Raw genomic sequence first — 21,899 nt, forward strand, 5'->3', positions numbered from 1 at the left:
CGTAGCGAAGCCTTACCTAATTACCAACTACGAAGAGGGAAAGTGACCGCATCGCCGCCCGGAGCCGTGTTCGCCGACACGCGGTCTCGCCGGTTGCTACTCATCGCGGGCCTGCTGGTCGCGGTGCTCGCGGCCGTGCTGCTCAGCATGGCCGTCGGCTCGAAATTCATCGCTCCCCTGGAGGTTCTGCAAGCGCTCGGCGGCACCACCGACACCGAGACCGGTGCCATCGTCAACGGCCTTCGGCTGCCGCGCACCCTGCTGGGGATCCTCGCCGGACTCGCGCTCGGCATCGCGGGCGCGGTGATCCAGGGCCACACCAGGAACCCGCTCGCGGATCCGGCGCTGCTCGGCATCACCCAGGGTGCGGCGCTCGGCATCGTCGCGGCGGTGATGGTCGGTGGCATCTCGAGCCTGTTCGGCTATGTGTGGTTCGGTTTCGCGGGTGCGTTGATCGCCACCGTCACGGTGTTCGTCATCGGGACGACGGGACGGGGCGGGCCGACCCCGGTGACTCTCGCGCTGGCCGGCGCCGCCGTCAGCTATCTGTTGCAGGGGCTGATCTCGGCGGTGGTGCTGTTCGACACCGACGTCACCGATATCTACCGCTTCTGGAAGGCCGGGTCGCTGGCGGGAACCAGTCTCGACTTGCTCGGTAAGGCAACACCTTTCGTCGTCGCCGGGATCGTGCTCGCCCTGGCCAACACCGCCGCGCTCAACGCCCTCGGCCTGGGTGAGGACACCGCCCGCGCGCTCGGTCATCGCGTCACGCTGGCCCGCACCGTCGGCATCGGCTCGATCGTGCTGCTCACCGGCGCGGTGGTGGCGATCGCCGGGCCGCTCGGGTTCGTCGGACTCGTCGTTCCACACCTCGCACGCGGCATCACCGGACCCGACTACCGCTGGCTGGTTCCGGTCGCCGGGCTGCTCGGCGTGATCCTCGTGCTGGTCGCCGACATCGCGGGACGAGTGGTGCTGGACAAGGGCGAACTGCCCGCGGGCATCATGCTCGCCTTCGTCGGCGTGCCGTTCTTCATCGTGCTCGTCCGTCGCCGGAAGCTGGTGACCGTATGAGTACCGTGCGGGCGGTCCGGCTGGGACCGGTGTCCTGGCAGTTGCGATTGCGCACCACGGCGGTCCTGTTGCTCGGCGTGGCGGTGCTCGGTGTCACCAGTTGTGTCGCGCTCGCACTCGGCACCTACACGATGCCCGACGGCGGCCCGGTCACGCCGCTGGATGTGCTCGCGGTGCTCACCGGTGGTGGCGACGACGGGCTGGCATACGTGGTGTGGGATCTGCGGCTGCCGCGGATTCTCACCGGTGCGCTGGTCGGCGCGGCGCTCGCGTTGTCCGGCGCGATCACCCAGGGCATCGCGCGAAACCCGTTGTCCAGTCCCGATATTCTCGGTGTCACCGCGGGCGCGAGCGTCGCCGCGGTCGCGGTGATCGCGCTGTCGGGCAGCCGGGGGCAGGTCAGCGGCGCGGTGGCCGAGATCGGGGTGCCGGTGGCATCCATGCTCGGCGGATTACTCGCCGCGCTGGGAGTTTTCGTGCTGGCCTGGCGCGGCGGCATCGAAGGGTATCGACTCGTACTGGTCGGCCTCGGCGCCGGTTCGCTGCTGTCCAGCGTGACGTTCTGGCTGCTCAGTGTCGGGGAAGTCGATGTCGCGACGCGGGCGGTGACCTGGCTGACCGGCAGCCTCAACGGCAGCGGCTGGATCCAGGTGACACCGGTCGCCATCGCCCTGGCTGTCCTGGTGCCGGTGGTCCTCGCGGGCACCCACCTGCTCGGTGCCCTGCACTTCGGCGACGACACCGCCCGCTCGCTCGGCATCCGGCTCAACACCGCCCGCCTGACCCTGCTGGTGCTGGCGGTACTGCTCGCCGGGGTCGCGACCGCCTCGGCGGGGGCCGTCATCTTCATCGCCCTCGCGGTGCCACAGGTGGCGCTGCGGCTCACCGGTTCGGCCCAGCCACCGCTGCTCACCTCGGCGATGCTCGGCGCGGCCTTCACCGTCGCCGCCGATCTTGTCGCCCGCACGCTGCTGCCCTCGGGCGAGCTGCCCGTCGGGGTGGTCACCGCCGTGCTCGGCGCCCCCTATCTGATCTATCTGTTGATGCGGCGCAATCGCGCCGGGAAAGCGGGCGTGTGATGACCGTTCGGCTCCAGGCCGACGCCTTGACCCTCGGTTACGGGACGACCACCGTCGTCGACGGGCTGGATCTCGAGGTCACCGGCGGCACGATCACCGCGGTGATCGGACCCAATGGTTGCGGAAAATCCACGCTCCTGCGCGCGATGGCCCGGCTCCTGCGGCCCACCGGTGGTCATGTGCACCTCGACGGCAAACGCATCGACCGGATGTCGACCAGGGACGTGGCGCGCGTACTCGGCATCCTGCCCCAATCCCCGCTCGCCCCGGACGGCCTCACCGTCGCCGACCTCGTCGCGCGGGGCAGGCACCCGCACCAGCGGTGGTACCGCCAGTGGTCCCAGGACGACGAGTCCGCCGTCACCGAGGCGCTGACCTGGACCGATATGGTCGAGTTCGCCGACCGCTCGCTCGACGAACTGTCCGGCGGGCAACGCCAGCGCGCCTGGATCTCGATGGCGCTGGCCCAGAACACCGACCTGTTGTTACTCGACGAACCGACCACCTTCCTCGACCTCGCCCACCAGATCGAGGTGCTCGACCTGGTCCGGCGGCTGCACGCCGAGGCGAACCGCACGGTGGTGATGGTGCTGCACGACCTCAATCTCGCCGCACGCTATGCCCACCGGCTGGTCGCGATGCGGGCCGGACGCGTGGTCGCGGCGGGCACGCCTGCCGAAGTGCTCACCGAGGACGTGGTGGCGCAGGTGTTCGGGCTGCGCGCGAAGGTGATCGAGGATCCGGTCACCGGCACCCCGCTGGTGGTCCCGATCGGCCCCGTCGAGGCGGCCACCTCGTAGGGTCGTGGGGTGATATCTGGGCGCACTCGGCACAACTACACCGGCACTTCGGTCGCCGAGCGGCAGGTCGAGCGTCGTGCGCTGTTCATCGAGGCCGGGCTGACCGTCTTCGCGGAGAAGTCGTACGCCAACAGTTCGCTCACCGATGTGTGCGCCGCGGCCGGTCTGTCGCGACGGCAGTTCTACGAGCAGTTCGCCGGACGCGAGGAACTGCTGGTCGCGGTGTACGACACGGTGCAGGGTAGGGCGCGTGACGCCGTGCTCGCCGCGCTGGCGGCGGTCGGCAGCGACGACCTGCGCACCCTCATCGAAGCCGCGCTGCGGGCTTACACGACAACCATCACCGACGACATCCGGGCGGCCAAGGTGGCGTTCGTCGAGATCGTCGGGGTGAGCGCCTCGGTCGAGGAACACCGGGCTCGGGTCCGGGATCAGTGGGGCGAGGTGGTCGCCACCGTCGCGGCCGCGCGCGACGGTGTGCGCACGCCGCCGGGCGGTTGGCGGATGGCGATGGCGGCCTTCATCGGCGCCGTCAACGGCGCCGTGCACCAGTGGAGTCTCGACGACCCGCGGCCGCCCGTCGACGATCTCGTCGATGTCTTCACCACCCTGCTCAATGCCCTGACCTCGCCTGCGTAACCCGCAGCTGATTGCGATCCACACCACACTCGTGCCATAGTAGCCGCCATTGAGACGAAGGCGTCTCAATTCCTGTGAGGACTGTGCACGATGAGATCTCCCCTGATTCCGCGTTGGCTCGCCCTGGCCACGAGCGTGCTCGCGGCGGTAACGGTGGTGGCGGCCGGTCCGGTCGCGGCCGAGCCGACGGCGATCCCGCCCGCCCCGATGATTCCGCTGCCGCCCGAGCTCGATCCGGGTTTCTACCTCCCGCCCGCCGATGTGGTGGCGGCGACCGAACCCGGCGCGATCATCGCGGCCAGGCAGGTCACCATCGCCGACTTCGGCGTGCTGCCGGTCGATGTCGACGCGTGGCAGGTGTCCTACCGCTCCAACAACAGTCGCGACGAGGCGATCCCGGCCGTGGCCACGCTGATCAAGCCACGCGGACAGGCGGTCTCACCGCGCAAGCTGCTCTCGGTCCAGCTGGCCGAGGACTCCACCGCGGGCTATTGCGCGCCGTCCTATGCGCTGCAACATCTTTCGGTCGCGCCGGTCGCCGGACAGATCGTGGTGCCCGCCGAATTCCTGTTCGCGCAGGCGGCGCTGGCGCAGGGCTGGGCGGTCGTCGTGCCCGACCATCAGGGTCCGTACTCGGCCTACGCCGCCGGACCGCTGGCGGGCCGGATCACCCTCGACGGCATTCGTGCCGCGACCGGATTCGCGCCGCTCGAGGTGGGGCCCGCCGCACCGGTCGGCCTCTACGGGTACTCCGGCGGATCGATCGCGACCGGGCACGCCGCCGAGCTGCACGCGAGTTACGCACCTGAATTGAATATCGTCGGCGCGGCCGAGGGTGGCGTCGGCGCCGACCTCGGTGCCGCACTGAGCATGGCGAACAACCAGCTCACCTCGGGTCTGGTCTTCGCCGCCGTGCTGGGTCTCACTCGCGAATACCCTGATTTCGCAACCTATCTCGATCAACGACTGAACCCGCTCGGCAGGGGACTGATGGCGGTCAAGTCGCCGCTGTGCGTGCAATACCAGTCGGCGCTGCTGCCGTTCCTCGACCTCACCGGCATGATCGGTTCCGACGGCAATCCGCTCGACGATCCGCCGGTGGCGGCCATGCTCGACGACACACGCATGGGCAAGTCCGTCCCCGATATGCCGCTGTTCCTGTGGCATTCCGCGTGGGACGAGATCCTCCCCCTCGCCGCGACCGACACCCTGGTCGACTCCTACTGCCGGGACCCGAACACCTCCCTGACCTACACCCGCGACCACGCGAGCGAACACATCGTCGCCGAGGTCGTCGGCGGCCCCGCCGCCCTGCTCTGGCTGCGCGACCGGCTCGACGGGGTCCCTGCACCGCAGGGCTGCACCACCTCCGACGCAGGGACCATGGCTGCCACTCCCGGCGCCCTGACCTTCCTCGGCGACACCCTGTCCGCCAAGTTCGCCACCTTCTTCGGAGCCCCGCTGGGCAGCCGCTGAGGCATCGAATGTCGTGGCGGTGCGTGCCATACGCGCCGCGCGACGCCCGTGCCCACCGCTCCGCCGGCCCTGCTCAGCTCACTTCCCGGTGGCGGGGCGGGGCGCGGTGCAGCAGGACCTGCTCGAGGAGTGCCACGAGGATGTCGCGCACGGAGTCTCGGTCGCGGGCATCGCAGTCCAGGACGGGGATCCAGTCGTCGAGGCCGAGGGCTTCGCGGACTTCGGACAGGTCGAAGTGGGGTGTGTCCGGGAAGCGGTTGACCACGACGACGAAGGGAGTGTTGTGGTCTTCGAAGTAGTCGAGGACGGGGTAGCAGTCTTCGACGCGGGCGGTGTCGACCACGATCACCGCGCCGAGGGCGCCGTCGACGAGGTCGTCCCACAGGAAGACGAAGCGGTCCTGGCCGGGGGTGCCGAACAGGTACAGGATCAGGGAGCGGTCGAGGGTGATGCGGCCGAAGTCCAGCGCGACCGTGGTCGCGGTCTTCTCGGCATGGCGGCCGGGGTTGTCGACGCCGATCGACACCTCGGTCATCGCGGCCTCGGTGACCAGTGGCTCGATCTCGGAGATGGCGCCGATGAAGGTCGTCTTGCCGACGCCGAAACCGCCGCTGACCACGATCTTCACCGATGCCGGCATCGACGCCGCGATGCGTGTTTCAGAGTGCGCGGACAAGGTCGGTGATCCTTTCGATGGCGGCGGTCGTCAGCTCGGGCGCGTCGCGCACGGTCACCTGACCGGCTACGGCCAGATCGCTGACGATCACCTTGGCGATACCGGCCGGAATACGCAGGGCGGCACCGATTTCGGCGATGGAGTGGGGATGCCGGCACAACCGCACGACGGTGTGCTCCTCGAAACGCAACGGTGCCGACAAGGCCGAAGGTGCTGCCACGACCAGGGTTTCGAGGCGCAGGCCGTCGAGGACCGGGACCGTGCGGCCCGAGGTGACGACGAACGGGCGGACGAACCGATCGTCATCGGTGTCGTCGACTGGCCGGGCGACTGGTTGCCCGGCGCTCCAGCTCGTCGGCTGATTCAGCGGGACCATGCGCGGGTCGGGCAGCCGCGGCCGGTCGGAATCCCTCATCGGCGCAACGTCTCTCGCAGCTCGCCGATCAACATCGGATCGAGCAGGGCGCCCGCGCGTTCGGCGAGCACGGCCATCTCGTAGCCCACGAGACCGACGTCGCACCCGCCGTCGGCGATCACGCCGAGGCAGCTGCCGTCGCCCAGCGCCGAGACGAGCAGGAAGCCGCGCTTCATCTCGATCAGGATCAGCTTCAGGCCGTCGAAGTCGTAACTGCGCGAGGCACTTCGGGCCAGGCTGGACAGCCCGGACACCATGGCGGCGAGCCGGTCGGCGCCCGTACGGTCGAGACCTTCCGACATAGCGATGAGTAGGCCGTCCGACGAAACGGCGACCGTGTCGCGCACCCCATCGGTATTGCGCACGAAATTGCCCAGCAGCCAGTTGAAGGTGTGCGGGTCGGCGGTCGGGAGGTGAGCGGTCACCGTGGCTCCTTGCTGTCAGCGGATCGGATCGTCTTCGCTTGTCCCGCTACCGGTTTCGTGGCCGGTACGGAACGCGGCGAGCATGCTTCGGGTCTGGTCTGGAGTGCGTTCGGCGACCGGCGGGCGGTCGTGAAGCGGGACTTCGCGGCGGGGACGGTCCGAAGATGTGGTGCGTTTGGCGCGCTTCACCAGGCCGTTGCGGGTACGTTCGACCGACGCCTGACCAGGAACGTCGAGGTCACCGCCCACCCCGTCGCCCCGAGTGCCGCGCGGTTCCGGCGACAGGTTGAAACCGCTCCGGGCGGTCGCGTCTGTGCCGGTGAGGAATTGAATGTAGGGCGAGGGAACGACAGGGGAACCCTGGTCGGCGCCGGGCGGATCGGCGGGAAGAACGACGGGCTGCTGAGCCGAGTGGTGGCCGTTCAGCGAATCCACTCGTAGTTGTCGGCCATCATGCTGATCGAAGTTCGGCAGCGGCGTGCCATTCCGCGTCGGCGTCGGCGTCGGTCGGTTGGAGGCGTTGTGGCCGGCACCGCGTCGAGAGGATTCCGGTACGCGGCCGGCTCCGCTCGCCGCCGTCTGTCCCCGGCTGTGCCGTGCATCGGCGGGCGAGCTGTTGACGTCGCCGTCGTGGCTCCCCGTGGACTGTCGGCCCACTCGAGCACCACCGGATTCCGGTCGCCCGGAGAAACTTTCGTCGGCGATCAGGCTCGATGGCAGCAACAGCCGGGCGACGATGCCGCTCACCGGTGAGGTGTTGAGTTCCACGTCTATACCTAGACGGCCGGCGAGGCGGCCGACGACGTAGTGGCCGAGGTAGCGGGTGGAGGCGACGATGAAGTCCTGCTCGCCGCGTAGGCGGGCATTGGCTTCGGCGAGCTGTTCGGCGGACATGCCGACGCCGTGGTCGACCACCGCGAGCAGGTACCCACCGGCCACCTTGCGCCCGTAGATCTCCACCTCGAGATCGGGTGGGGAAAACGCCAAGCCGTTCTCGATGAGCTCGGCCAGAGCGTGCGCGAGATCGCTGACCACCGCACCGGTGATCGCGACCTCGTCGACGCGACGCAGCACCACCCGCCGGTAGTCGTCGACCTCCGAGAGCCCGGCCCGGATGACGTCGGTGAGCGCGATCGGTTCGGCCCACCGGCGGGGGCTCGCCTCGCCGACCAGCACCAGGAGGCTTTCGGCATTGCGCCGCATGCGGGTGGCGAGATGGTCGAGTTCGAACAGGTTGGACAGGGTTTTCGGGTCGAGTTCCTCGCGTTCGAACTCGCTGATGAGGCCGAGTTGCCTGCGCACGAGATTCTGGTTGCGCCGGGCCAGGTTCGCCATCGACTCGGTGGTGTTGCGCCGCACCAGCGCCTGTTCGGAGGCGAGGTCGAAGGCGGTGCTCTGCACGCGGTCCAAAGCGCGTGCGACAGCACCGATCTCGGCACTCGCACCCGGTGGGGTACGGACGGGCGCGGGTGGGTCGGGGCGGGTGTCGGCGGAGCCGCGCCATGCGGCGATCACCTCGGGCAATCGGGTGGAAGCCACGTCATCGGCCTCGGCGGCGAGCTCGGCCAGGGGTCGCACGATGGCCCGGACACTCGCGAACACCAGCGCGACCTCGGCGGCCATCGCGAGCAGTGCGGCAAGAGCGAAGGCGGCCAGCACGATGGCCGCGGTGCGGCGCAGGTCGGCGGCGCGGGTCCGCACATCGTCGCCGACGGCCTGCTGCACGGTGCGCTGTGCGTCGATCACCTCGGTCATCTGCGACCACCACACCGCCGGGTCGACCGGAGCGGTCAACGGTCCGGCGGTGGACGCGATGGCGACATTCTCCGATTCCGCTGCCCGCGTGGCGCTTTCACCGCCCACAACGGCGGCGAGCCGGTCGCGCTGGCCCGGAGTCGCCTCGCGGTCGAACTGAGTGAGCGCGGCGGTGCGGGCCGCGCGGATGTCGAGGAATTGCACGTACTCCCCCGCCACGAATTCCCCCGCCGCGAACACACCGTTGAGGAAGCCACGTTCGCGGGCGGTGAACTCCTTGGCGTCACCCAGGGCATAGAGCGCTTGCAGGCCGTGGCGCACGGCGGGGTCGCGGGCTTGATCCAGGCCGAGGGCGAGCCGGTTGAGCGCGTCGATGCTGTCGGAATAGAACTGGAACGCGGCCTGTCGGGAAACGGTCCTGGTGTCGATCTGCGACCGGACGCCGGGCAGACCGCCGAGATGGCCGAGTGCCGAGCGCACCTCACCCGCGCCGGGTGGGTCGGCGGTCAGCGCGGCGCTCAGGGTGCGCAGCGCCGCGTCGGTGGCAGGACGCTGGTCCCCGACCGCCTGCACCAGCCGCGCGTCACCGCCGAGCAGACCGTTGCTGAGCCCGCGTTCGCGCTGCACCTGGTGCACCAGATCCTGTGCGGCCAGGGCAACCGCGACCGCGTCCACGGTTTCTCCGCTGCGCCGGAACGCGGTGATCTGGGTCGACATCGTCACCCCGAGCAGCACGAGCACGAGCACCAGCGATACCGCGAGAATCCGGGCGAGCTGCCCGGAAATGGTGCGCGGCCGGATCAGCCCGCCACCCGCGGCCCGCCGACGGGAATGTGAACGCACCACCTGCTCCTCTGAAACACCACACGCGGTATTTCGCGGCGGCCCACCGAAAGTCAGGTGTCAACTTGCACTGCCCCGGGGGCGCGGTCAATCCGGGACGGCGTAAGAACGAGATTCGTGCATTGATCTCAACATGCCGGAAATCAACGGGGCTCTCTGTGTCGGAAAGCTCACCGCTCCCACCGTAATTCGGTGACGGATTCGTTCGATGTCCGACTTGTTCCGCACAGTTTCCGCTGTGACGCCACCCACATTTACCGAGCCATAAAGCCGAGAAGACTTGCGGTGAACCGGATACGAACGATAACCGTCCACTGCGATAATTCGGGCAATTCGCCGAAATTACCGCAACGCCGCCGCAGCCACATCCTTCTGCGTGAGCTTCGCACTCGCCCGGTGCCGGTAGTGGTCGACCGCGATCAGGACGGCACCCCACTGAACCGAGATCGAGGTGTCAGCGGTGTCCTCACCCGAGTCGACCCGCGCCAGCGCACGGAAACCCGCATGCGGCTGGAAGGAACCTTCGCCCTCCGGCCCGCTTCGAGTGGGGATCGACACTCATTCCCCGGCGAGAATACCGAGGACCTGGTCGGAGTAATAGAAGGGTTCGAGGCGTTCGCGCAGGAGTTGGGCGAGGACACCGTTGCGCTTGGCCGCTTCGATGACGGCGGGCCCGTAGCGCAGGATTTCGGTGCTGATGTCGTCGGCGTTCAGGCCGAGTTCGGGAAGCATCGAGGAGAGGGTGTGGTCTGCGTAGCGGGTGTAGAACACCTCGACGCATTCGCGGACCAGTAGGCCGAAGTATTCCTTCTCCCTGGTGGTGACCGCGATTTCGTAGCAGATCTGGACCAGTTCGTTGAGGTCCTTCTGGGTGAGGTATTCGCGCAGGCCCGCCACCGGTTCGTCGGCGTGCAGGTCCCAGAATTCCATCGCCGCCGAGTGCACGGGGGCGTCGCGCAGCATGTCGCGGATGGCGTTGTTGGTGCGCTTGAGCGCGAACAGCGCGCCCTTGCCGGCGAGGTCACCGACGAAGGTACTGTCGGCGGCGACCTTCTTGGCGCGGTTGGCCGCGGACTGGCCGAGCGACATCAGCGAGGACACACCCGGAATCTTCTCGGCGCGTTCCCGATTGGCCTGCATGAAGTCGCCGATCAGCTTGTCGACGAAACGCGACGCGACGGTCGCCACGAGCGGGCTCTCGGTGAGCCGGTCCAGAATGCGTTCCTGGGCCTGGTGCATACCGAAGATCTTCTCCAGCAGCGCTTCCACCGGTTCACGGTCGACGACATCACCGAGGGTGTAGTCGGTGTTGGTGGCGATGTGGTCGTAGATGGCGTCGGAGAACACCCCGACCGTGTCGGCGATGACCGGCGAACCGCCGATGCGGTCGAAGACCCGTGCCACCGTCTCCTCGCCGTCGGCCAGGGAGACCACATCACCGAAGCGGATGGTGTCGCCGACGGCGAGTACGGCCGCCACGTCGCGGGCGATCACCTCGGCGAACCGTTCGCCGGTCACCTCGCCGACCAGGTAGTCGACCTGCGCGTCGAGCAGTCGTTCGGCGATCTGGCGCGCCTGCGTCATGTATGTCCACCCAATCACGGTTGTCGCTCGGCTGGGAGGACGCGAGGCTAGGCGCCGGAATCGTTGTCCCGCATCGCCTTCCGGATCTGATCCAGACGCTCGCGCGCGGCCTTGCCCCGCGCCTCCCATTGTTCGTCGGCGCTGCGGCCCGCCGGGGTCTGCCGGTCGAGTTCACCCATGCCCTGGGCGGTGCCGAAACGCTGCTCGACCTTATCGCGAACCGCGTCGAATGTCGGCACTCCAGAAGTGGAATATCCGCCGGTCACAGCGTTCGCGGCGGGTCCGGAACCCCCGAACGGTACCGGCGGTACCGCATGACCATCTCCGACCTGCTCCGATGCCACAGGCTCCGCGTCGACGATCTCGGCCTCGGTGTCGAGCATCACAGGCGGGCCGACCTCGGCATGACCGGCCTCCACCTGAGCCAGCGCGGCGGCGACGGCGCCGAGCCCCGGCCTGCCCGACACCGCCGCGCGCAGCAGCGATACCAACTCGGCGTCGGGCAGCGCGGCCAGCCGGCCGAGGATCTCGCTCGTTTCGCTCATATTGCCAGGCTACGCAGCCGAGCTCACCTGTCGAGGAACTCACTCCACTGCGCGATGAGCTGTGGCCAGCGCGGTCCGAGCGTGTCGATGACATCGTTGTGGCCCGCCCCGGGAACCACGATCAACTGCTTGGGCTCGTTCGCGGCCGCATACAGGCGTTCGGCATGGCGCAGCGGCAGCAGTTCGTCGTGTTCGCCGTGCATCATCAGCACCGGCACCCGCAGCGCGGAAATGCGGCGCAGGTTCGGGTAGGCGTCGGGGACCAGCGGTGCGGGCAGGAACGGATAGACCGAGCGCGCGGCGTCACGCATACCGCTGAAGGTCGACATCAGGACCATGCCCGCGGGCGGGTGCTCGCCCGCCAGCTCGAGCAACACCCCACCGCCGAGCGATTTGCCCAGGTAGACGACCCGTGCGGGGTCGACCTCCGGCTGCTCGAGCAGGGCGGTGCGCGCCGCACGCGCGTCCAGGTAGGTGCCGTGCTCACCGGGGGCGCCGCTGCTGTGCCCGAAACCTCGGTAATCGAAGGCGAGCACGTCGAAACCGGCGGCGACCAGCAGCGCGATGATCGACACCCGGTCACCGATGGTCCCGGCGTTGCCGTGGGCATAGAGGATGTGAGCGTGCGGGCGTGCGGCACGTACGAACCAGCCGTGCAGATCGATGCCGTCGGCGGTGCGCATGTGCAGATCGCGGTAGTCCAGGCCGAGCGCGGCCGGCGTCTGCGCGAGGTGCCGCTCGGGGTGGTAGACCAGTGCGTTGAGCACCCTGGTCGCCGGATGTCGCATCACTTACCGCGTCCCGCTTGAAAACCGAAGTCCCAGTTGTAGAGTCGCGCGATCTCCATCACGCCGCCACCCGGCTGCCCGGCGGGCGGCCGGACGAAGACACCCTCGCGGCGCACCACGAGTTCACCGTTGACGTTCTCGAGCACCGCGAGCACGGCGTCGCGGGAGTTGTCGGTGCACCCGTCGAGTGTCATCTCGATCGGCGCCGAATTCACCGGGTGCAGGGTGACGGTGGCGTGGACGTTGCGAAAATCGCTTGCCCCGTCGTAGATCGAGGCGAACACGAGGATGCGGCGGAAGAACCGGGTGTAGTCGAGATTGATCGACAGGTTCTCACCGGTGATGCTCGCGCCGGTGCGGTCGTCCTGGTCGAGGTGGATGAACGGTGGTTCGTAGAGCGCGCCGAAACGCCGATCCAGCGCCCGGACGGACCCGATCGCGCCGTTGACCAATTCGAAGAAACAGCACAGGTCGAGATCGATGTTCTTGCCGCGCAGTTTGCCGAAGATGCGGCCGGTGGCGGCCATCGAGGTCCAGTTGAGATTCACCCGCATCACACCGCCAGTGGCGCCGTGCTTGGTGAGCGAGACGCTCGGGGATTCCTCGGTGAGGGAGACTTTCGCGAGGTTCACCGGAGCTTGCCCGGATGGTGTTGCAGGCGAGGGGAATTGAGCGCCCGGATGCGGTTGGTTCGGTGCGGCGAAAGGTTGTCCCGGCGGTGCATACTGCCCAGGCTGGACCGGTTGTGGTTGGCCCTGCGGCGGCGCGTAGGGCTGGGTCGGTGGCGGTGCCGGCTGCTGCGGTTGAACAGCGGGAGTCGGCCGGCTCGGGGGCGGGGTGAAGGGCTGGTCGACCGGGGCATCGTCGACGGTGATGCCGAAATCCGTTGCGAGCCCGGCCAGTCCGGTGTCGTACCCCTGGCCCACCGCGCGGAACTTCCACGCACCCTGGCGGCGGTACAACTCGCCGAGGACGAACGCGGTCTCGGTGGCGGCGCCGGTGCTGTCGAATCGGGCGACCTCCCCACCGGTCGCCGCGTCGAGCACCCGGATGCAGAGGTCGCGGAACTGGCCGAAGGTGCCGCCGTCGGCGGAGGCGGCCAGCACGATCTTCTCGATCTGCGGTTCCACCTGCGCCAACCGCACCGACAGGGTGTCGACAACCGTCGGGCCCTGGTGTTTCCCGACGTGGCGCACCGCCCCGGAGGGGTGCACCGCCTGGTTGTAGAACACGAAATCGTCGTCGGAGCGCACCTTGGTCCCGGCGAGCAGCAGGGCGGACGCATCCGCGTCGGGCACCCCCGGCCCCGCCTGCCAACTCACTTCGACCCGGACCTCGGCGGCGGGCACCACGACATTGGCGCCTTTCATCATCGACACGCTGCCAACCTATCCCGCCCCGCCACCGGCCCACCACCGATCCGGCTACGGCTTGGCGAACTCGGTGATGAGCACCGGGTACTGCTCGGCCCCGTGACCGGCGGCGATCGCCCTTTCGGCCATCGCCTTCAACAGTTTCGGCAGCTCCGCGTTCACCCCGAGCGCTTCGCACTCCTCGACGAGGTGCGCCATCGACGCGGCATCGGTCGACAGGGCCGCGACCTCGGCGGGATAGGCGCCGTTGTCGACCTGTTCGGCGTATCCGGGCAGCCAGGTGGCCACGCCGGTGGCGATCTGCGCGGCGAACGGCGTGAAGGTGCGTGCGTCGACACCGGCGGTCCGCAGCATCGCGGTGCCCTGCAACCAGGCGTTGAGCACGCTCCACATCATGGCCAGCCCGGCGCCGTCGTAGAGGGCGGCCAGACCGTGATCGGCGCCGAGATGGGTGACGGTGCCCAGTGCCGCGAGTACCGGCGCGGCCGCGTCGAAGTCGGCCTGCGCGCCGCTGTGCAGGAGGACGGCGTCGGTGGTCCCGATCACCGGCGGAACGGCCATGATCGCGCCGTCGAGATACCGGGCGCCACGCTGCTCGGTCCAGCGGGCCGCCGCCCTGGCCTGGGCGGAGTCGCCGGAGGTGAGGTTGACGACGATGGTTCCGGCCAGGTCGGCCTGCTCGAGCACCGCGTAGACGGCCGGGTAGTCGGTCAGGCAGACCACGATCAGCCGGCCGGCGTGCACGGCGTCGGCGACGGTGTCGACGCGCCGGGCGCCGCCGGCGACCAGTTCCTCGGCGGCGGAAGGGGTGCGGTTCCAGACGGTGGTCGGGTGCCCGGCGGAGAGGAAGGCACGGGCGAGTGCCCGGCCCATCAGGCCCAGGCCGAGAACGGTGACGGGAGTGGTTGTTTCGGTCATGGCACCATCGTCAACGTTGATACCGGTGTGAAGGTCAAGTGAGGATGTCGTGCGGATCGGCGAATTGAGCAGACGAACCGGCGTGCACACGCACCAGCTGCGCTACTACGAGGCCCAGGGGCTGCTCGAGGCGAACCGCCGCTCGAACAGCTATCGCGACTACGACGAGAGCGCAGTCCTGCGGGTGACCCAGATCAGGCACCTGCTCGCCGCGGGCCTCTCCTCGGCCGACATCGCCTACCTCCTGCCGTGCGCCCACGGCGAGGTACCGGACCTGCCGGGCTGCCCGGAATTGATCGGGGCGATGCGCTCACGACTCACGCGCATCGAGGAACAGATGGCCGCACTCGCCCGCTCCCGCGACGCCCTCACCACCTATATCGGCGCAGCGGAAGAGATGGGCGGTGAACACTACCCGCCCTTGACGGGAACCGAGGCGCTGCGATCCTGAACCACCCGGGTCCGGCTGCTGCGACGGCCAGCAGTTGCCGCCGTGCGACCGTCGCCGCGCGCACAGCCCCGCCCAGGGCCGGGCCAACGCGACGATCCGTCAGAGGGTTGACGCTGCCCGAAGCCGACTGAGGCCGCCCGGATACCGGACGGCCTCAGCTTCAGCTGGAATCTCAGGCGCGCAGTTCGGCGCCGACCGCTGCCGTGGCCGAGGCGACGGCAGCATCGCGCGCCGCGCTCGCCTCGTCCTCGGTGAGGGTGCGGGCGGAAGCGCGGAAGCGCAGGGCGTAGGTGAGGGACTTGCGGCCCTCCCCTGCCTGGGCGCCCTCGTAGACGTCGAACAGGGCGATGTCTTCGAGCAGGTCACCGCCGCCGGTGCGCAGGGCGGTCTCCACCTGGGCTGCGGGGACGGCCTTCTCGACGCTGATCGACACGTCTTGCAGCACGGCGGGGAACGCCGAAACCGTGGGAGCGGGACGGGATTCGGCCAGCGGAAGCGCGTCGAGGTCGAGTTCCAGCGCGCAGGTGCGCGGGGGAAGACCGGCGCGTTCCAGCACGGCGGGGTGCAGTTCGCCCGCGTGACCGACGACCACGCCGTCGACCAGCAGTTCGGCGCAGCGGCCGGGATGCCACGGCAGGTAGGCCGCGGCGCGGCGCTCGATCACCACACCTGCGGCGTCGGCTACCTCGTCGACCAGTGCGAACGCGTCGGCGGCCTCGGCCGGACGACCCGGACCCCAGGGTCCGCGCGGGTCACGCTTGCCGCTGAGCACAGCCGCCACGTGCACGGGCTGGGCGGGCAGCGAGGCGTTCAGCTCGGCGATCTGCTCATCGGTGGGCCGACGATCGACCGGCAGCGCCTCGACCGCACGGGTCTGCTCGCCCGGCTGGACCACCTGGGCAATGCCGTAGATCGTGAGGTCACGGGCGCCGCGAGAAATGTTGCGGGCGGCCACTTCCAGCAGACCGGGCAGCAGCGTTGTCGCCAGTTCCGGACGCTCGGCGTCGAGGGGATTCAGCACGCGCGTGGTGTTGCGGCGCGGATCGTCGGCATCCAGCCCCCACACGTCGAAGACGCCACCCGGCAGGAACACCGGCGCGGGCACTTCGACGGCACCTGCGAACGCCAGCGCCCGGCTCACCGCACGACGACGCTTCTGCTGCGCGGTCAGACCGCGACCGGCGGGCGCCGACGGCAGCACCGACGGAATCTGCTCCAGCCCCTCCAGCCGCAGCACCTCTTCGACCAGGTCGGCGGGCTGGGACAGATCGGGACGCCAGCTCGGCGGAGTCACCAGCAGCTGGGTTTTGCCCGCGTCGTTGACCTCGATATCGACGTGTGCGCCGATCTGGGCCAGCCTACGCACGGCGGTGCCCGCCGGGTAGGTGACGCCCGCGACGCGGTCGGGCAGGTCGATGTCCATCGCGATCGGCGCCGCCGCTTCCAGCGGCACCCGGATGTCGGTGAGCGTGGATTCGATGGTGCCACCGGTGATTTCGGCGAGCAGGGTGGCGGCGCGATCGAGGGCGACGATATTGATCTCGGGATCGACGACCCGCTCGTAGCGCTTGGCTGCCTCCGAGGACAGCTTGTGCCTGCGCGAGGTCCGGTAGACGCGCAACGGGTTCCAGGTGGCGGCCTCGAGAATCACGTCGGTGGTGTCGGCGCCGACCTCGGTGCTCGCCCCACCCATCACACCGGCCAGCGAGATGACACCGGAATCGTCGGCGATCACCACGTCCTCGGCGTCGAGGGTGCGCTCGGTGTCGTCGAGGGTGCGCAGGGTCTCGCCCTTGTGCGCGGAGCGAACGACCAAGCCGCCGTTGAGTTTCGCGGCATCGAAGGCATGCAGCGGCTGCCCCAGTTCGAGCATCACGTAGTTGGTGACGTCGACCGCCGGGGAGATCGGACGCATGCCCGCCAGCATCAGCCTGCGCTGCAACCACAGCGGGCTCACCGCGTTCGGGTTCACCCCGGTAACGCGCCGGGCGCCGAAGCGGGTGCACTCGGAGTCGGCTTCCAGCCGCACCGACCAGGCCTCGGCCTCGCCGTCGGGCAGCGTACGCACGGCGGGGTCGGCGTATTCGAGATCGAAACCGCAGGCCAGCTCGCGGGCCAGACCGCGCACCGAGAAGCAGTAACCGCGGTCCGGGGTGATGTTGAGTTCGATGATCGTGTCGTCGGTGCCGAGCAGCACGTTGGCGTCGTCACCGGGCTGCGCCGAACCCGGCTCGAGCACCAGGATGCCGTCGTGATCCTTGCCGATGCCGAGTTCGGCGACCGAACAGATCATGCCGTTGGAGGTGTGGCCGTAGGTCTTGCGGGAGGAGATCTTGAACCCACCGGGCAGCTCACCACCCGGCAGCACGACGACGACGAGATCGCCGACCGCGAAATTGCGGGCGCCACAGACGATTTCCTGCAACTCCGGGTTGCCGACATCGACCTTGCAGAAGCGGATCGGCTTCTTGAACTCGGTGAGTTCGGTGATCTCGGCGACGCGGCCGACGACCAGCGGCTTGTCGATGTCACCGCCGATCGGGGTGAGCTTGTCGACCTCTTCGACCTCGAGGCCGACCCGGACGAAGCCCGCGTCGAGTTCCTCGGCCGACACCGACCACTCGGGGGTGGTGCGCTGCAGGATCTCGGTCAGCCAGGACTGTGCTACTCGCACGTTTTCGCTCTCTCTCTACGACCGGATACCGAAGGGCAGGGTGAACCGAACGTCACCCTCGACGATGTCGCGCATGTCGGGAATCCCGTTGCGGAACTGCAGGGTTCGCTCCATGCCCATGCCGAACGCGAATCCGGAATACACCTCGGGATCGATGCCGCTGGCGATGAGGACCTTCGGGTTGACCATGCCGCAGCCGCCCCACTCGACCCAGCCCGCGCCGCCCTTCTTGTCCGGGAACCACACGTCGACCTCGGCCGAGGGCTCGGTGAAGGGGAAGTAGTTGGGGCGCATGCGGGTTCGGGTGTCGGGACCGAACAGGGCGCGCGCGAAGGCGTCGAGCGTGCCGCGCAGGTGGGCCATGGTCAGGCCCTTGTCGATGGCCAGACCCTCCACCTGGGAGAACACCGGGGTGTGGGTGGCGTCGAGTTCGTCGGTGCGGAAGGTGCGACCGGGGCACACGACGTAGATCGGCAGCTCACGTTCCAGCATCGAACGCACCTGCACCGGGGAGGTATGGGTGCGCAGCACCTGGCGCGACCCCTCGGGGGCGATGTGGAAGGTGTCCTGCATCGTGCGCGCCGGGTGGTCGGGCAGGAAGTTCAGCGCGTCGAAGTTGAAATGCTCGGTCTCGACCTCGGGACCCTCGGCGACCTCCCAGCCCATGCCGACGAACACGTCGGCGATCTGCTCGGAGATGACCGTGATGGGATGCCGGGCACCGGCCGGACGGCGACGAGCGGGCAGGGTGACGTCGATCTTCTCGGCCACCAGCACGGCCTGATCACGCTCTTCCAGCAGCGCCGCGCGGCGCGCCTCGAAGGCGTCGGAGACCCGCTTGCGCGCGATATTGACCCGCTTGCCCGCGTCGGCCTTCTCTTCCTTGGGCAGACGACCCAGCTCACGCTGCGCCAGCGCGATCGGCGACTTACCGCCGATGTAGTCGGTCTTGGCGACCGCGAGCGCGTCCAGATCGGCCGCCGCGGCGAACGCCTTCTCGGCCTCCGCCGCCGCTGCCGCGAGTGCCTCCTCGGTCAGTTCGGCGCCCAACGGGCCTGCGCCCTGCTCGACTCCACTGTTGTCGTCGGCCACGATTGTTCGACTCTCCCCTGGGGATCGGTTCACGGGTGCGTCATTGCCTACCCGTATCGGTGCTGCATAAATCCTATGGGATGGGGTTCGCTCGGTTCATCCGGATTACCGGGGGACACTTCCGGACCCCACACAAGGTCGCCACCAGGACCGACAAGTCCAGGTCAGACCGGTTTTCGGAGGGTTCTCACCAAGATCGACACCGAACCGCGATCCGAGGGAACCGAATCGTCCCCGGTTCCGTCCAACCGTTCAAACACATCCGCCGTGTTCGACGCGAGACAGGACGAATCGATGCCTGAACAGACCCGCGATTCCACCCCACCCCAGGGTCGGCGCACGCGACGCACCACGCCTGGCAGCGGCCTGGCACTGTGCGGCCTCGGCATCCGCCCCACCCGCCCCCGCCCTTTCCCGCGTGCGGGCGGACTGTGCCCCGAGGTCCACCCACAAACCCCACCCGACCAGGATTGAGCACTCACCAGCCCATCGCTCCTTCACTGCGATCGATGGTGCGCGCTGCGGCTCTATCCGTAGAGCGGCAGGCAGGCGGTGTCGACGGCTGTCGACAGCGGCTCGGGGAGGACGAGGGGGTCACCGAACGTCCCCTCGACCGGATCGGGGTACACACCGGCGTCAGGATTGCGGTAGAGCGCCCAACGGCCGAACCGCGGGTCGACGACCAGGAGAGTGCGTACCCCTGCCGCGCCGTACCAGCCGTTCTTGCCGGTGATCTGGTGCGCTTTCTCCGACTTCGAGATCACCTCGACGGCGAGTTCCACGTTGGCAGGATCGGCGAGCCATTCGTCATCGGTGTCCCAGGAATCGGGCAGAACGACGAGGTCCGGTGTGCAGTAGTCGTCTGTATCGCTTGGCATCGCGATCGATGTCACCTCGTAGGCGGCGAGCCCTTCGGGCATGACCGATTCGAGCTGGTGACGCAGTCGACGGATCGTGCCCGCGTGTTTTCCACGCGGGGTCGGTGACATCACGAGCGCCCCTCCCAGGATCTCGACCTGCAGGCCTGTTGCGCGCTCGATCTCCTCGGCGACTTCGCGCAGGTTGCCGGGTCGGGGATGCATCGACGGGACGGTCATGCGGTCGCTCCATTCGTGCGGACTGCCGACTCAACCATAACCCCCACCAGCGCCAGGTCAGGCAGTAGTTCTGGTGTGCCGGGGCAGGAAGGCGGCGATGATCGCGGCGGCGGCGACCAGGGCGGCGCCTACCCAGACCGCGGGTATCAGGCCGTCGACGTAGGACTGGGGGTCGGTGTAGGAGCCGGCGGTGGCGAAGACCGAGGCGAGGACCGCGATGCCCATGGCGACGCCGACCTCGCGGACGGTGCTGTTGATGCCCGAGGCCATGCCCTGGTCGGCGGGGGACGCGCTGGCCATGACGATGGTGGACGACGGGGCGAAGGTCAGGCCCATGCCGATGCCGCCGAGGACGAAGGGCGCGACGAAGGAGATGTAGGGGACGTCCGTGCTCGTGATCAGCGCCATCCAGGCCAGGGACACGGCCAGGCACACCTGGCCGGTGGCGATGAGGACGCGGGGGCCGACCCGGTCGACGACGAGTCCGGCCAGCGGGGCGACGACCATCGGAACCATCGTCCACGGCATCGTGCGGATACCGGATTCCAGCGGCGAATACCCCTGCACCACCTGGAAGAACTGCGCGAGCAGGAAGATGGCACCGAACACACCGGCGGAGAATCCGAACGACACGAGGTAGCTCAGGCTCAGGCCCCGGTTGGCGAACATGCGCAGCGGCAGCATCGGTTCGGCGGTGCGGTGCTCCCAGGCGACGAACGCGACCAGCAGGGCGATACCACCGACCAGGGCGGTGAGCACCTGCGAAGCGGTCCAGCCGTCCTCGGCGCCGTGGATCACGCCCCACACCAGCGCGAGCACGCCGACGGCGGACAGGACGAGACCGAGCAGGTCGAGTTTGCGTGCGGCACCGCGCGATTCGCTCAGCATGCGGGCGGCGAAGGGCAGCGCGAGCAGGCCGACGGGAACGTTGAGCCAGAAGATCCACTGCCAGTTCAGCCCCTCGACGACGGCACCGCCGACCACCGGCCCGACCGCGACTCCGAGCCCCGCCAGGCCGCCCCAGATCCCGATCGCGGCGCTGCGCATCCGCTCGGGCACGGCCGCGGCGAGCAGTGTCAGCGACAACGGCATCACCGCGGCGCCACCGGCGCCCTGAATCGCACGGGCGAGAATGAGCATCCACGGCTCGGTGGCCAGCGCGCAGGCCGCCGACGCGACGACGAACACCGCGATTCCCGCCAGGAACATCCGGCGCCGGCCGATGCGATCGCCGAGCGCCGAGGCGGTGAGCAGCAGCGCCGCGAACGACAGCGTGTAGGCGTTGACGAACCATTGCAGGTCTGAAAGTGATGCTCCCAGTTCGGTCTTGATCACCGGCAGGGCGTTGGTCACCACGAGGTTGTCCAACGTGACCATGAACATCGGGATACCGACGGCGGCGACGACCGCACCGAGCGGCTTGTCCTTCGCGCCGCCGGGTGACGGCGCGTCGGCGCGAACGGCATCGCCGGGATCGAGTGTCTGAGTCATGATCCACCCTTGTTGTAATCCACTGATAACTTGAATCCAATGGTTATGCATCCGCTGATAACATGTCAAGAGGAATCCGCGTACCGACCGGAGGCGAATGCATGAGCGAGACGACGAGAACCCGGATGACCGCGGCCGAGCGCAGCGCCCAGGTCCTCGCCGCCGCCGTCGACGCCTTCGCCGAATCCGGGTACGCCGCGACGAAGACCGATGAGGTGGCCCGCCGCGCGGGGGTCTCCCAGCCGTACGTGATTCGACTCTTCGGCAGCAAACAGCACCTGTTCGTGGCGGTACTGCAGCACGTGTGCGCACGCATCGAGGACGTGTTCCGCAGCGCGGAGATCGCGCCCGACGCCGACACCGCCGAAGCGCTGCGCAGCCTCGGGACGAACTACGACGTATTTCTCTCCGAACGTCAGCTACCGCTCGTGCTGCTGCACGGCGTCGCCGCCAGCGCCGACCCGGAGATCGGCGATCACGTGCGCGAACACTTCGGCCGCATCTACCAGCTGATCGTCGACCGCACGGGCGCCGACGCCCTGCACGCCCGCCGCTTCCTCGCCACCGGCATGCTGCTCACCATCATGACCGCGATGCAGGTGGCGGGCCCCGACGCCATCGAACTACCCTGGTCGACCGCCGTTCTCGACGACCTCCAGTGCGGCTTGGAACTCTGAGCCCCCGACGAGCGGTTCGTCAGCCGC

22 protein-coding genes are annotated in these 21,899 nt (G+C 68.8%); 8 read left to right on the top strand and 14 right to left on the bottom strand.

The features are described from left to right. Window positions 1-42: 42 nt before the first annotated feature. From NI2_RS31095 to NI2_RS31115, 5 genes are all read left to right on the top strand, one after another. Window positions 43-1,074, top strand: coding sequence for a FecCD family ABC transporter permease (locus tag NI2_RS31095; protein ID WP_084477035.1), 1,032 nt, complete (start codon window positions 43-45; stop codon window positions 1,072-1,074). Then, on the top strand, window positions 1,071-2,153 hold the full coding sequence (locus tag NI2_RS31100; RefSeq protein WP_067498482.1) for a FecCD family ABC transporter permease: 1,083 nt from the start codon (window positions 1,071-1,073) through the stop codon (window positions 2,151-2,153). The genes NI2_RS31095 and NI2_RS31100 overlap by 4 nt, the downstream gene beginning before the upstream one ends. Then, window positions 2,153-2,953 carry an ABC transporter ATP-binding protein gene (locus tag NI2_RS31105; protein ID WP_067498488.1) on the top strand — a complete coding sequence of 267 codons (801 nt, stop codon included), beginning with the start codon at window positions 2,153-2,155 and terminating at the stop codon, window positions 2,951-2,953. Before NI2_RS31100 ends, NI2_RS31105 begins: the two co-directional genes overlap by 1 nt. 9 nt (window positions 2,954-2,962) lie before the next feature. Next, window positions 2,963-3,592, top strand: a complete 630-nt coding sequence (locus NI2_RS31110; RefSeq protein WP_067498490.1) for a TetR/AcrR family transcriptional regulator — start codon at window positions 2,963-2,965, stop codon at window positions 3,590-3,592. A gap of 90 nt (window positions 3,593-3,682) precedes the next feature. Further along, a complete protein-coding gene (locus NI2_RS31115; protein WP_067498495.1) occupies window positions 3,683-5,068 on the top strand; it encodes a lipase family protein in 1,386 nt (461 codons plus the stop codon). A gap of 73 nt (window positions 5,069-5,141) precedes the next feature. Here the strand turns inward: NI2_RS31115 and NI2_RS31120 are convergent, their stop codons facing one another. The 10 genes from NI2_RS31120 to NI2_RS31165 all read right to left on the bottom strand — a co-directional run bounded on the left by NI2_RS31120 (window position 5,142) and on the right by NI2_RS31165 (window position 14,390). Further along, window positions 5,142-5,708, bottom strand: coding sequence for a GTP-binding protein (locus NI2_RS31120; protein WP_067498552.1), 567 nt, complete (start codon window positions 5,706-5,708; stop codon window positions 5,142-5,144). Window positions 5,709-5,727: 19 nt separating this feature from the next. Continuing rightward, window positions 5,728-6,159 carry a DUF742 domain-containing protein gene (locus tag NI2_RS31125; protein WP_084477037.1) on the bottom strand — a complete coding sequence of 144 codons (432 nt, stop codon included), beginning with the start codon at window positions 6,157-6,159 and terminating at the stop codon, window positions 5,728-5,730. Next, complete coding sequence (locus tag NI2_RS31130) at window positions 6,156-6,584, bottom strand: roadblock/LC7 domain-containing protein (protein ID WP_067498499.1); 429 nt, start codon at window positions 6,582-6,584, stop codon at window positions 6,156-6,158. The genes NI2_RS31125 and NI2_RS31130 overlap by 4 nt, the downstream gene beginning before the upstream one ends. Before the next feature lie 15 nt (window positions 6,585-6,599). Continuing rightward, entirely contained in the window at window positions 6,600-9,182 is a 2,583-nt protein-coding gene (locus NI2_RS31135; protein ID WP_084477041.1) for a sensor histidine kinase, read from the bottom strand. Between the two features lie 342 nt (window positions 9,183-9,524). Beyond that, a complete protein-coding gene (locus NI2_RS31140; protein WP_067498507.1) occupies window positions 9,525-9,740 on the bottom strand; it encodes a hypothetical protein in 216 nt (71 codons plus the stop codon). Beyond that, window positions 9,741-10,766, bottom strand: coding sequence for a hypothetical protein (locus NI2_RS31145; protein WP_067498510.1), 1,026 nt, complete (start codon window positions 10,764-10,766; stop codon window positions 9,741-9,743). A gap of 47 nt (window positions 10,767-10,813) precedes the next feature. Beyond that, entirely contained in the window at window positions 10,814-11,311 is a 498-nt protein-coding gene (locus tag NI2_RS31150; RefSeq protein ID WP_067498513.1) for a hypothetical protein, read from the bottom strand. A 23-nt stretch (window positions 11,312-11,334) separates the two neighbouring features. Beyond that, entirely contained in the window at window positions 11,335-12,099 is a 765-nt protein-coding gene (locus NI2_RS31155; RefSeq protein ID WP_067498516.1) for an alpha/beta hydrolase, read from the bottom strand. Then, window positions 12,099-13,472 (bottom strand): TerD family protein, encoded by a 1,374-nt coding sequence (locus NI2_RS31160; protein WP_166655836.1) that lies wholly within the window; start codon window positions 13,470-13,472, stop codon window positions 12,099-12,101. The genes NI2_RS31155 and NI2_RS31160 overlap by 1 nt, the downstream gene beginning before the upstream one ends. Before the next feature lie 51 nt (window positions 13,473-13,523). Continuing rightward, window positions 13,524-14,390, bottom strand: a complete 867-nt coding sequence (locus tag NI2_RS31165) for an NAD(P)-dependent oxidoreductase (protein WP_067498520.1) — start codon at window positions 14,388-14,390, stop codon at window positions 13,524-13,526. Between the two features lie 64 nt (window positions 14,391-14,454). On the opposite strand from NI2_RS31165, the gene NI2_RS31170 reads away from it, so the two are divergent. Further along, on the top strand, window positions 14,455-14,841 hold the full coding sequence (locus tag NI2_RS31170; RefSeq protein ID WP_210740878.1) for a MerR family transcriptional regulator: 387 nt from the start codon (window positions 14,455-14,457) through the stop codon (window positions 14,839-14,841). A gap of 172 nt (window positions 14,842-15,013) precedes the next feature. Here NI2_RS31170 and pheT read toward each other — a convergent pair whose 3' ends face one another. Further along, on the bottom strand, window positions 15,014-17,515 hold the full coding sequence (gene pheT, locus NI2_RS31175; RefSeq protein WP_067498524.1) for a phenylalanine--tRNA ligase subunit beta: 2,502 nt from the start codon (window positions 17,513-17,515) through the stop codon (window positions 15,014-15,016). A gap of 15 nt (window positions 17,516-17,530) precedes the next feature. Further along, window positions 17,531-18,607: a phenylalanine--tRNA ligase subunit alpha gene (pheS, locus tag NI2_RS31180; RefSeq protein WP_067498526.1), complete on the bottom strand. Its 1,077-nt coding sequence runs from the start codon at window positions 18,605-18,607 to the stop codon at window positions 17,531-17,533. Between the two features lie 294 nt (window positions 18,608-18,901). Here pheS and NI2_RS34255 point away from each other — a divergent pair, with 294 nt between their 5' ends. Continuing rightward, on the top strand, window positions 18,902-19,081 hold the full coding sequence (locus NI2_RS34255) for a hypothetical protein (protein WP_133734251.1): 180 nt from the start codon (window positions 18,902-18,904) through the stop codon (window positions 19,079-19,081). 53 nt (window positions 19,082-19,134) lie between these two features. Here NI2_RS34255 and NI2_RS31185 read toward each other — a convergent pair whose 3' ends face one another. Then, window positions 19,135-19,704, bottom strand: coding sequence for a Uma2 family endonuclease (locus NI2_RS31185; protein ID WP_067498529.1), 570 nt, complete (start codon window positions 19,702-19,704; stop codon window positions 19,135-19,137). Between the two features lie 57 nt (window positions 19,705-19,761). Continuing rightward, on the bottom strand, window positions 19,762-21,195 hold the full coding sequence (locus NI2_RS31190; protein ID WP_067498531.1) for an MFS transporter: 1,434 nt from the start codon (window positions 21,193-21,195) through the stop codon (window positions 19,762-19,764). A 101-nt stretch (window positions 21,196-21,296) separates the two neighbouring features. Between NI2_RS31190 and NI2_RS31195 the strand changes: the two genes are divergently transcribed. Then, window positions 21,297-21,872: a TetR/AcrR family transcriptional regulator gene (locus tag NI2_RS31195; RefSeq protein WP_067498533.1), complete on the top strand. Its 576-nt coding sequence runs from the start codon at window positions 21,297-21,299 to the stop codon at window positions 21,870-21,872. Window positions 21,873-21,899: the final 27 nt, after the last annotated feature.

Source organism: Nocardia ignorata NBRC 108230 (assembly GCF_001612905.1).
GTDB lineage: Bacteria > Actinomycetota > Actinomycetes > Mycobacteriales > Mycobacteriaceae > Nocardia > Nocardia ignorata.

Coding starts and splice junctions, on each gene's coding strand:
- NI2_RS31100 (WP_067498482.1), top strand. CDS start 1,071: ATGAGTACCGTGCGGGCGGTCCGGCTGGGACCGGTGTCCTGGCAGTTG.
- NI2_RS31105 (WP_067498488.1), top strand. CDS start 2,153: ATGACCGTTCGGCTCCAGGCCGACGCCTTGACCCTCGGTTACGGGACG.
- NI2_RS31115 (WP_067498495.1), top strand. CDS start 3,683: ATGAGATCTCCCCTGATTCCGCGTTGGCTCGCCCTGGCCACGAGCGTG.
- NI2_RS31120 (WP_067498552.1), bottom strand. CDS start 5,708: ATGCCGGCATCGGTGAAGATCGTGGTCAGCGGCGGTTTCGGCGTCGGC.
- NI2_RS31125 (WP_084477037.1), bottom strand. CDS start 6,159: ATGAGGGATTCCGACCGGCCGCGGCTGCCCGACCCGCGCATGGTCCCG.
- NI2_RS31145 (WP_067498510.1), bottom strand. CDS start 10,766: ATGACGCAGGCGCGCCAGATCGCCGAACGACTGCTCGACGCGCAGGTC.
- NI2_RS31150 (WP_067498513.1), bottom strand. CDS start 11,311: ATGAGCGAAACGAGCGAGATCCTCGGCCGGCTGGCCGCGCTGCCCGAC.
- NI2_RS31155 (WP_067498516.1), bottom strand. CDS start 12,099: ATGCGACATCCGGCGACCAGGGTGCTCAACGCACTGGTCTACCACCCC.
- NI2_RS31160 (WP_166655836.1), bottom strand. CDS start 13,472: ATGATGAAAGGCGCCAATGTCGTGGTGCCCGCCGCCGAGGTCCGGGTC.
- NI2_RS31165 (WP_067498520.1), bottom strand. CDS start 14,390: ATGACCGAAACAACCACTCCCGTCACCGTTCTCGGCCTGGGCCTGATG.
- NI2_RS34255 (WP_133734251.1), top strand. CDS start 18,902: ATGCCTGAACAGACCCGCGATTCCACCCCACCCCAGGGTCGGCGCACG.
- NI2_RS31185 (WP_067498529.1), bottom strand. CDS start 19,704: ATGACCGTCCCGTCGATGCATCCCCGACCCGGCAACCTGCGCGAAGTC.
- NI2_RS31190 (WP_067498531.1), bottom strand. CDS start 21,195: ATGACTCAGACACTCGATCCCGGCGATGCCGTTCGCGCCGACGCGCCG.
- NI2_RS31195 (WP_067498533.1), top strand. CDS start 21,297: ATGAGCGAGACGACGAGAACCCGGATGACCGCGGCCGAGCGCAGCGCC.